Source organism: Streptomyces sp. BV286 (assembly GCF_019090165.1).
Classification (GTDB): domain Bacteria; phylum Actinomycetota; class Actinomycetes; order Streptomycetales; family Streptomycetaceae; genus Streptomyces.
The window spans coordinates 82168-92391 of the sequence record NZ_JAHRIB010000106.1 but is presented as its reverse complement, the minus strand read 5'-3'; the positions used below and the strand labels follow the sequence as shown (position 1 = coordinate 92391).

General features: G+C 70.4%; 9 protein-coding genes. 3 read left to right on the top strand and 6 right to left on the bottom strand.

Annotation, left to right across the window (positions count from 1 at the left end):
* Window positions 1-38 precede the first annotated feature (38 nt).
* On the bottom strand, window positions 39-473 hold the full coding sequence (locus KUF83_RS14870) for a helix-turn-helix domain-containing protein (RefSeq protein WP_217455134.1): 435 nt from the start codon (window positions 471-473) through the stop codon (window positions 39-41).
* 141 nt (window positions 474-614) lie between these two features.
* Between KUF83_RS14870 and KUF83_RS14865 the strand changes: the two genes are divergently transcribed.
* Both KUF83_RS14865 and KUF83_RS14860 read left to right on the top strand, forming a co-directional pair.
* Window positions 615-2186 carry an MFS transporter gene (locus KUF83_RS14865; protein ID WP_217455139.1) on the top strand — a complete coding sequence of 524 codons (1572 nt, stop codon included), beginning with the start codon at window positions 615-617 and terminating at the stop codon, window positions 2184-2186.
* Between the two features lie 39 nt (window positions 2187-2225).
* Window positions 2226-3446, top strand: coding sequence for a 4-hydroxybenzoate 3-monooxygenase (locus KUF83_RS14860; RefSeq protein WP_217455133.1), 1221 nt, complete (start codon window positions 2226-2228; stop codon window positions 3444-3446).
* A 32-nt stretch (window positions 3447-3478) separates the two neighbouring features.
* On the opposite strand, the gene rarD is transcribed toward KUF83_RS14860, so the two are convergent.
* Window positions 3479-4453, bottom strand: a complete 975-nt coding sequence (gene rarD / locus KUF83_RS14855) for an EamA family transporter RarD (RefSeq protein ID WP_254643864.1) — start codon at window positions 4451-4453, stop codon at window positions 3479-3481.
* Window positions 4454-4719: 266 nt separating this feature from the next.
* Window positions 4720-5574 carry an SDR family oxidoreductase gene (locus tag KUF83_RS14850; protein WP_217455132.1) on the bottom strand — a complete coding sequence of 285 codons (855 nt, stop codon included), beginning with the start codon at window positions 5572-5574 and terminating at the stop codon, window positions 4720-4722.
* A 93-nt stretch (window positions 5575-5667) separates the two neighbouring features.
* Between KUF83_RS14850 and KUF83_RS14845 the strand changes: the two genes are divergently transcribed.
* Window positions 5668-6060 (top strand): helix-turn-helix domain-containing protein, encoded by a 393-nt coding sequence (locus KUF83_RS14845; RefSeq protein WP_217455131.1) that lies wholly within the window; start codon window positions 5668-5670, stop codon window positions 6058-6060.
* Between the two features lie 82 nt (window positions 6061-6142).
* On the opposite strand, the gene KUF83_RS14840 is transcribed toward KUF83_RS14845, so the two are convergent.
* From KUF83_RS14840 to KUF83_RS14830, 3 genes are all read right to left on the bottom strand, one after another.
* Complete coding sequence (locus tag KUF83_RS14840) at window positions 6143-7237, bottom strand: 2-oxoacid:ferredoxin oxidoreductase subunit beta (protein ID WP_217455130.1); 1095 nt, start codon at window positions 7235-7237, stop codon at window positions 6143-6145.
* Window positions 7230-9158 (bottom strand): 2-oxoacid:acceptor oxidoreductase subunit alpha, encoded by a 1929-nt coding sequence (locus KUF83_RS14835; RefSeq protein ID WP_217455129.1) that lies wholly within the window; start codon window positions 9156-9158, stop codon window positions 7230-7232. Before KUF83_RS14835 ends, KUF83_RS14840 begins: the two co-directional genes overlap by 8 nt.
* A 266-nt stretch (window positions 9159-9424) precedes the next feature.
* Window positions 9425-10096, bottom strand: coding sequence for a response regulator transcription factor (locus KUF83_RS14830; RefSeq protein WP_055509708.1), 672 nt, complete (start codon window positions 10094-10096; stop codon window positions 9425-9427).
* Between the last annotated feature and the right edge of the window lie 128 nt (window positions 10097-10224).

Sequence of the window (10224 nt, the reverse complement as noted above, 5' to 3'; positions counted from 1 at the left end):
CCCCGGGCCCGCCTCCCCAGCCCGCCCCCGGCCCAGCCTCAGGACCCCGTCGCACTCCGCTCGTCATAGGCCGACCGAGCCGCCGCGATCTCCCCCTGGTGGGTCTCCGTCCAGGTCACCAGTGACTGGATGGTCGCGTGCAGGGTGCCCCCGAGTGGAGTGAGCTCGTACTCCACCCGCGGCGGCACCACGGGATGCACCGTCCGCTTCACGAGCCCGTCCCGCTCCAGCTGCCGCAGCGTGACCGTCAGCATCCGCTGGCTGACCCCGTCGATCTCCCGCCGCAGTTCGGTGAACCGAAGCCGCCGGGACTCGAGCAGGGCGATCACCAGCAGGGACCACTTGTCCGCCACCCGGTCGAGGATCTGCCGCACCTGACAGTCCTCGCGGGTGTCCCACTGGAAGGGGTCCGCGTCGCCGTGGTCCACGGTGCTCGCGCAGTTACTCGGTGACTTCAAAGTGCCTTCTTCCATACCTGCCGATGCTGCCGCAGGCTGGCACCGGTTACAAGAGGGAACTGACCCTCGACCGGGTAACCACCCCACTTTCTCCTTCTCCTCGCGAGGAGTTGGATGAGCACCCGAGGAGTCACCATGGACACCCGAGGAGCCCCGATGGGCAGCCGCGCCTGGGCCCTGCTGCTCGTCCTCTGCGGAACGATCTTCCTGGAGGGCATCGACGTCGCGATGCTGGCCGTCGCGATCCCCTCCATCAGATCCGACCTCGACCTGCCCACGGACACCGCGGCCTGGGTGATGAGCGCGTACGTGCTCGGCTACGCGGGGTTCACCCTGCTCGGCGGCCGTGCGGCCGACCTGCTGGGCCGCCGCCGTATGTTCCTCACCTGGCTGACGGTCTTCCTCGCCTTCTCGGGCCTGGGCGGGTTCGCCACGGAGGGCTGGACGCTGATCGTCGCCCGCTTCGTCACGGGTGTCGCGGCCGCCTTCATGACCCCGGCCGCACTGTCGCTCATCACGACGTCGTACGAGGAGGGCCCGCAGCGCAACAAGGCCCTGCTGGTCTTCGCGGGCACGGCGGCCGCCGGCTTCTCACTCGGTCTGGTCATCGGCGGACTGCTCACCCAGCTGGGCTGGCGCTGGGTCTTCTTCGCCCCGGTGCTGCTCGCGGGCGCGCTGCTGACGGCGGCGGTCCGCCTGATCCCCGCCCAGCCGCGCGTCCGGGAACCCCGGACCGAGGAGAGCCCCGGGCGCCGCCGCCGTCGTACCGAGGGCTTCGACATCCTCGGTGCGACCACCGCCGCGGCAGCCATGCTGATCGCCGCCTTCGCCGTCGTACGCCTCGAACACGGGCTGGCGGGCTGGAGACTGACGGCCGGCGCGGTGGCTGTGGCAGCGGTCCTGCTCGCGGTCTTCGTCGTCGTCGAACGCCGTACCCCCACTCCTCTCGTCCGCCTCGGCATCTTCCGTACAGGGTCCGTCGTACGCGCCGACCTGGGCGCACTCCTCTTCGTCGGAGCCTTCTTCGGGTTCCAGTTCGTCCTCACCCTCTACCTCCAGGAGCTGCGTGGCTGGTCCTCGCTCCAGACGGCGATCGCCCTGGTGGTGCTGGGCTGCGACGCGGTCCTCGCGCCCACGCTCACGCCCCGGCTGGTCACCCGTTACGGCTACGGCAAGGTGATCCTCGGCGGGTTCGTCCTGGCGATCGTCGCGTACGGGCTGTTCCTTCCCGTCGGCATGGACTGGTCGTACGCCGCGATGTTCCCGACGCTGATCATCGCGGGCACCGCCTTCGCCCTGGCCTACGGGCCGCTCACGATCGCGGCGACCGACGGTGTGGCGGAGTCCGAACAGGGTCTGGCGAGCGGGCTGTTGCACACCTTCACCCAGTTCGGCTCGGCGATCGGCATCTCGGCGGTGACGGCGGTGTACGGCCTGGCCTCCTCGGGGGCGTCCGCGGGCTCGGACCCGGACGCCACCCTGTCCGCCTTCCGCGCTGCGCTGGTCGTCCCGGTGGTGATGGTGACGCTGGGCGCGCTGCTGTCGTCCTTCGGCCTCGGACGGCGGGTGAAGCCGCCGACCGAGGCGGCGGCCGTCACGGTCACCGCCGGAGCCCCCGCCACCGCGGCGGCCACGACCGTGGCCGCTGTCACGGCTACGGCGACCCCCGCCACCGGCCCGGACGGCAGCCCCGCCCCGCTTCCGTCAACTCCGCACAGCAGCGCGTGAGTCGACGACTCGCGCCACCGGATTGGCCATACTGTCCGCATGACCGCAGACGCCTCCGTCCCGTCAGCCTCCCCGCAGCGCACCCGCGTCGTCGTGGTGGGCGCGGGCCCCGCCGGGCTCACGCTGGCCAACATCCTGCGGGCCGCCTCCGTGGACTGCGTGGTGCTGGAGAACGAGAGCCGGGACTTCATCGAGCAGCGGCCGCGCGCGGGCTTCCTGGAGGAGTGGGCGGTCCGCGCGCTGGACGGCCGGGGCCTTGCGGACAGGCTGCTGGAGAACGCCGGGGTGCACACCGAATGCGAGTTCCGGCTCGCGGGGGAGCGCCACCGGTTCCCGTACGCCGAGGTGTCGGGCCGGCGTCACTACGTCTACCCGCAGCCGCTGCTGGTGACGGACCTGGTGCGGGAGTACGCGGACGTCCGGGGCGGCGACATCCGCTTCGGCGTCCGCGACGTCGAGCCCGCCGGGATCGACACGGACCGGCCCTCGGTGGCGTACACGGATCCGGCGACGGGTGAACGCGTCAGGCTGGACTGCGAGTTCGTCGCGGGCTGCGACGGCGCACGCGGGGTGACCCGGGACCGTATGCCACCGGAGCACGTCACGGTCGCCCGGCACGACTTCGGTGTCGGCTGGCTGGCCCTGCTCGCCGAGGCGCCGCCGTCCTGCGACTGCGTCGTCTTCGGTATCCATCCGCGCGGGTTCGCCGGTCATATGGCCCGCAGTCCGCAGGTCACCCGCTACTACCTCGAATGCCCGCCGGGCGACGACCCGGAGAACTGGTCCCACGAGCGCGTGTGGGCCGAACTCCACGAACGGCTCGCGGCGGACGGCGCCCAGCCGCTCACCGAGGGCAGGCTGATCGAGAAGCGGGTCCTGGCCATGCACAACTACGTGGTGGAGCCGATGGCGTACGGACGCCTGTATCTGGTGGGGGACGCGGCCCACCTGCTCGCGCCGATAGGCGCCAAGGGCATGAACCTCGCGATCCACGACTCCCTGGTGCTGGCCGACGCGCTCGTCGCCCACTACGGCAAGGGCGACGGGAGCGGGCTGCGCGACTACTCGGAGAAGTGCCTGCGGCGGGTGTGGCAGTACCAGGAGTTCTCGCAGTGGCTGTCCGACGTATACCACGGCACGTCGTCCGGCGATCCGTTCCGTGCGGGCATCGCGAAGGCGCGGCTGCGGCGGACCCTCGGCTCGCCCGCCGCCGCGGCCGGCTTCGCCGAACTGTTCCTCGGCAAGGACACCGACTACTGACGGAGACCGCCGACCATCGTCTGCCGGTTCGCTTACGCGTGCGTGCCCGGCTTCGAACCGGGGCCCGGGCTCGGGACGGCGGTCCGGCCGGGGCCCCGGTCCGCCTCGTCGGCCGCCTCGACCGCCGCCTCCGCCGCCACCGAGGCGGCGGCGACCGCCGCCTCCCGCAGGACCGTCCTCGACCGCCGGGCCGTCCGCAGCGCGTCCCACGTCAGCAGTGACAACGCGGCCCACACCAGCGCGAACCCCGCCCACCGCTCGGCGGGCATCGCCTCGTGGAAGTACAGGATGCCGAGCAGGAACTGCAGCACGGGCGCCAGGTACTGCAGCAGCCCCAGCGTGGACAGCGGCACCCGGATCGCCGCCGCGCCGAAGCACACGAGCGGCAGGGCCGTCACCACACCGGTCGCGGCCAGCAGCGCCGCATGCCCGGCGCCCTCGCCGCCGAAGGTCGCCCCGCCCCGGGACGACAGCCACAGCAGATAGCCGAGCGCGGGCAGGAACTGGATCGCGGTCTCCGCGGCCAGTGACTCCAGCCCGCCGAGGTTGAGCTTCTTCTTCACCAGCCCGTACGTGGCGAAGGAGAAGGCGAGACACAGGGAGATCCACGGCGGCCGGCCGTATCCGAGGGTCAGGACGAGGACCGCGGCGAAGCCGATGCCGACCGCCGCCCACTGAGCGGGCCGCAGCCGCTCCTTCAGGAGCAGCACGCCCATCGCTATGGTGACGAGCGGGTTGATGAAGTAGCCGAGGGACGCCTCCACCACGTGGCCGGTGTTCACGGCCCAGATGTAGACGCCCCAGTTGACCGTGATGGTGGCCGCCGCGACGGTGATGAGGCCCAGTTTGCGCGGCTGCCGCAGCAGCGGCCCGGCCCAGGACCAGCGACGCATCACCGCGAGGGCGATCAGCACGACGCCGAGCGACCAGACCATGCGGTGGGCGAGGATCTCCCCGGCTCCCGACGGTTCGAGGAGCGGCCAGAAGAGGGGGACGAGCCCCCACATGCCGTACGCGGCGAAGCCGTTCAGCAGACCGATCCGCTGTTCACTCCTGGAATCCAGCACTGTGTGCTGCTCGCCCTTGGACTCCACCGGCACGGCCCTTTCTCTCGAACGCTGCGGACCCGCGGCATCCGGGCCACGCGCAGCCTCCACGAAGGTAGCGCCAAGAACCCCCGCACGTCATGCCCGTATCGCCATACGGTCGTGACAGGCGGGGGTGCCGGTTCCGGGCCCGGGGGAGGGGCCCGGAACCGGGGCTCGGCCGGTGCTCAGCCCTTGAGCGCCGCCGCGACCGACTCCGCGATCGGCGTGGTCGGACGGCCGGTCAGCCGGGACAGGTCGCCGCTGGTGACGACCAGCTCGCCCTTCTCGATGGACGCGTCCACGCCGGCCAGGATCGCGGCGAGCGGCCCGGGCAGTCCGGCGCCGGTCAGGATGCCCGTGTAGGCCTCCACGGGCACGGAGTTGTAGACGATCTCCTTGCCGGACGCCTTCGCCACCTCGGCGGCGTACTCGGCGAAGCCCCAGGCGGTGTCGCCGCCCAGCTCGTACGTCTTGTTCTCGTGGCCCTCGCCGGTCAGCACGGCCACGGCGGCGGCCGCGTAGTCCGCGCGGGAGGCGGAGGAGACCCTGCCCTCGCCGGCGGCCTGGACGACGGCGCCGTACTCCAGCACGGGGGCCAGGTTCTCGGTGTAGTTCTCGTTGTACCAGCCGTTGCGCAGCAGGGCGTAGGTCACGCCGGACGCCAGGATCGCCTCCTCGGTGCCCCGGTGGTCGTCGGCCAGTGCGGCGCTCAGGCTGCCGGGAGCGCTGGTGTACGCGAGGAGCGCGACCCCGGCGGCCTTGGCGGCGTCGAGGACGATCCTGTGCTGCCCGACGCGGCCCTTGTCGAACTCGTTGCCGGAGATGAGCAGCACCCTGTCGCCGGCGGAGAAGACGCTGTCGAAGGTCTCGGGAGCGTTGTAGTCCGCGACCGCGATCTTCACTCCGCGGGCGGCGAGGTCCGCGGCCTTCTCCTCGTTGCGGACGACGGCCGTGATTCCCTCCGCCGGAACCTTCTCCAGCAGGCCTTCGACGACGAGACGGCCGAGGTGGCCGGTGGCTCCGGTGACGACAATGCTCATGTCTGAAACAACTCCTTGTGGGGTGGGTCTGACACTCACCATAGGAGCTGCACTAACTCTTTGAAAGTACCCACTTTGAAGTAAGGTACTTGCATGGCCGTAAGCGCAGCAGTCAGCAAGCCGAGCAAGTGGAACCACGAGGGCGAGGCGATGTGCCCGCACCGTCTGGTCCTGGAGCACGTCACCAGCCGCTGGGGCGTCCTCGTCCTGATCCGCCTGATGGAGCGCCCTCACCGCTTCAGTGAGCTGCGCCGGGCCATCGGCCGGGTCAGCGAGAAGATGCTCACCCAGACCCTGCAGACCCTGGAGCGCGACGGCTTCGTCCACCGGGACGCCAAGCCCGTCATCCCGCCGCGCGTGGACTACTCGCTCACGGACCTGGGCCGCGAGGCCGCCGAACAGGTCGAGGCCCTGGCGAGCTGGACCGCGACGCGCATGGACGCCGTGGTGAAGGCGCGGGAGGCGTACGACGGGAACCGCACCTGAGCCGCGCGGGACGCGAGCCGGGGCCCGGACCTGTCGGTCCGGGCCCCGGTGTGTCGCGTGAGTGGTGCCGGAAACGGAACCGCTAGCCGACGACCGTCCAGGTGTCCCCGCCCGCGAGCAGCGCCGACAGGTCGCCCTTGCCGTTCTGCTCGATGGCCGCATCGAGCTGGTCGGACATCTGGGTGTCGTAGACGGGGCGGTCGACGGACCTGAGGACGCCGATCGGCGTGTGGTGCAGTGTGTCCGGATCGGCGAGGCGGGACAGGGCGAACGCCGTGGTCGGTGACGTGGCATGCGCGTCGTGGACCAGGATCCGCGGCTCGTTCTCCGGAGTGACGGTGACGACCTTCAGGTCCCCGCTCAGCGCGTCGCGCACGACGCCCTTCGAGCCGAGGCCGTCCTCGAGGGGTGCCCCGAAGCGGATCTGCTTGCCGTGTTCCAGGCGGATCACCGCCTCCTCGGCCTGCTGCCGGTCCTTGAGGATCTCGAAGGCGCCGTCGTTGAAGATGTTGCAGTTCTGGTAGATCTCGACCAGCGCCGTGCCCGGGTGAGCGGCGGCCTGCCGCAGCACCTCGGTGAGGTGCTTGCGGTCGGAGTCCACGGTCCGCGCCACGAAGGACGCCTCCGCGCCGATCGCCAGGGACACCGGGTTGAAGGGCGCGTCCAGCGAACCCATCGGCGTCGACTTCGTGATCTTCCCGACCTCGGAGGTGGGGGAGTACTGGCCCTTGGTGAGCCCGTAGATCCGGTTGTTGAACAGCAGGATCTTCAGGTTCACGTTCCGGCGCAGCGCGTGGATCAGGTGGTTGCCGCCGATGGACAGCGCGTCCCCGTCGCCCGTGACGACCCAGACGGACAGGTCGCGGCGGGACGAGGCGAGTCCGGTGGCGATGGCGGGCGCACGGCCGTGGATCGAGTGCATCCCGTACGTGTTCATGTAGTACGGGAAGCGGGAGGAGCAGCCGATGCCCGAGACGAAGACGACGTTCTCCTTCGCCAGGCCCAGTTCGGGCATGAAGCCCTGGACGGCGGCGAGGACCGCGTAGTCACCGCAGCCGGGGCACCAGCGCACTTCCTGGTCGGACTTGAAGTCCTTCATGGACTGCTTGGCCTCGGCCTTGGGCACCAGGGTGAGCGCCTCGATCGTGCCCGGGCCTTCCGTGGTCGTCTCAGCCATCGATGGCCTCCTTGAGAGCCGTGGCGAGCTGCTCAGCCTTGAACGGCATTCCGTTGACCTGGTTGTACGAGTGGGCGTCCACCAGGTACTTCGCCCGGACCAGCGTGGCCAGCTGACCCAGGTTCATCTCGGGGATGACCACCTTCTCGTAACGCTGCAGCACCGTGCCGAGATTCCGCGGGAAGGGGTTGAGGTGCCGCAGATGGGCCTGCGCGATGCTCTCGCCGGCCGCCCGCAGCCGCCGCACCGCCGCGGTGATCGGCCCGTACGTCGAACCCCAGCCCAGGACCAGGGTGTCGGCGGAGTGCGGGTCGTCGACCTCCACGTCCGGTACGTCGATGCCGTCGATCTTCGCCTGCCGCGTACGGACCATGAAGTCGTGGTTGGCCGGGTCGTACGAGATGTTGCCCGTGCCGTCCTGCTTCTCGATGCCGCCGATGCGGTGCTCCAGGCCGGGCGTGCCCGGAATCGCCCACGGGCGGGCCAGGGTCTGCGGGTCGCGCTTGTACGGCCAGAAGACCTCGGTGCCGTCGTCCAGCGTGTGGTTGGGGCCCTGCGCGAACTGCACGCGCAGGTCCGGCAGTTCGTCGATCTCGGGGATCCGCCAGGGCTCGCTGCCGTTGGCCAGGTAGCCGTCGGACAGGAGCAGCACCGGTGTGCGGTAGCTGAGCGCGATCCTGGCCGCCTCGACGGCGGCGTCGAAACAGTCGGCGGGGGTGCGCGGAGCCACGATCGGCACCGGGGCCTCGCCGTTGCGCCCGTACATCGCCTGGAGCAGGTCGGCCTGCTCGGTCTTGGTCGGCAGGCCGGTCGAGGGGCCGCCGCGCTGGATGTCGATGACCAGCAGCGGCAGTTCGAGGGAGACGGCCAGCCCGATCGTCTCGCTCTTGAGCGCCACACCGGGACCCGACGTCGTGGTCACGGCCAGCGAGCCTCCGAAGGCCGCGCCCAGGGCCGCGCCGATGCCCGCGATCTCGTCCTCGGCCTGGAAGGTCCGCACGCCGAAGTTCTTGTGCCTGCTCAGCTCGTGCAGGATGTCGGAGGCCGGCGTGATCGGGTACGAGCCCAGGTACAGCGGCAGATCCGCCTGGCGGGAGGCCGCGATCAGGCCGTACGACAGGGCGAGGTTCCCGGAGATGTTCCGGTACGTGCCCGTCGGGAACGCGTGGGCCGCCGGGGCCACCTCGTAGCTGACGGCGAAGTCCTCGGTGGTCTCGCCGAAGTTCCAGCCGGCCCGGAACGCGGCGATGTTGGCCGCCGCGATGTGCGGCTTCTTGGCGAACTTGGTGGTCAGGAACTTCTCGGTGCCCTCGGTCGGCCGGTGGTACATCCAGCTCAGCAGGCCCAGCGCGAACATGTTCTTGCTGCGCTCCGCCTCCTTGCGGGAGAGGTCGAAATCCTTGAGCGCCTCGACCGTCAGCGTGGTGAGGGGGACGGGATGGACGCTGTACCCGTCCAGGGTCCCGTCCTCCAGCGGGCTCGTGGCCCAGCCGACCTTGGCCATCGCCCGCTTGGTGAACTCGTCCGTGTTGACGATGATCTCCGCGCCGCGCGGCACGTCGGCCAGGTTCGCCCGCAGGGCGGCCGGGTTCATCGCCACGAGGACGTTGGGCGCGTCGCCCGGGGTGAGGATGTCGTGGTCCGCGAAATGCAGCTGGAAAGACGAAACGCCCGGCAGGGTTCCTGCGGGCGCACGGATCTCGGCGGGGAAGTTCGGCAGTGTCGAAAGGTCGTTCCCGAACGATGCCGTCTCGGAGGTGAAGCGGTCTCCGGTCAGTTGCATGCCGTCGCCGGAGTCCCCCGCGAACCGGATGATCACCCGATCGAGTCGGCGTACGTCCTTCTCACTCGCCGGTTTGCGCTGTTCTCCTACGACGGCTCCGTCGGCCTGCTCAGCTGGACTGCTGACCTGACTGGTCACTGAAGTGGACCTCCTTCGAGGCGGCTGGCCGGGCGTGGCCCTCCCGCAGGCCTTCCCGGGGCCAACCCTACGTCGGAGTGGGGTGCCCTCCCCGGGACACTCGCATGATGGACGTCGTTTTGAGACTGCCGTGCACCCTGATCCGTCACGATCGATCCGCCCCCCGGCGTTACCTGTGAAGACGCTGCGTGCTCATCCTTTGGTTCTCGCGCTCGAGCCACGGTGTATTTCTGACAGAGTGTCAGTTTCTCGGGACTTCAGGTAGGTCAAGACTTCAGGTAGGTGAGGACCGCCAGAACGCGCCGGTGGTCCCCGTCGCTCTGGGACAGGCCCAGTTTCATGAAGATGTTGCTCACGTGCTTCTCGACCGCGCCGTCGCTGACCACGAGCTGCCGGGCGACCGCGGAGTTCGTCCGCCCCTCGGCCATCAGTCCCAGGACCTCCCTCTCGCGGGGGGTGAGTCCCGCGAGGACGTCCTGCTTGCGGCTGCGGCCGAGCAACTGCGCGACGACCTCGGGGTCGAGGGCGGTGCCGCCGCGGGCCACACGGACGACCGCGTCCACGAACTCCCTCACCTCGGCCACCCGGTCCTTGAGGAGATAGCCGACGCCGGTGGTGGAACCGGCCAGCAGTTCGGTGGCGTACTGCTCCTCCACGTACTGCGACAGCACCAGGACACCGAGCCCCGGGTGCTGCTTGCGCAGCTGCACGGCCGCCTTGACGCCCTCGTCCGTGTGGGTCGGTGGCATCCGGACGTCGGCGACCACGACGTCCGGCAGCGCGTCCTGCGCCGCGAACTCCGTGATCGTCTTGATCAGCGCGTCCCCGTCACCGACCCCGGCGACCACGTCGTGCCCGCGGTCGGTCAGCAACCGGGTCAGGCCCTCTCTCAGCAGCACCGAATCCTCGGCGATGACCACGCGCACCCTGTCCTCCACGATCTTTCGGCCCCCCAGCCCGTCCCGGACCGCGCACCGGGTTCGGTCCCCGCCCGCGCCCCGCACATACGTCAGACCCCAGCATCCCAGCATCCGGACCCGCGCGCGGCGTGTTTTCGGGTGGCCAC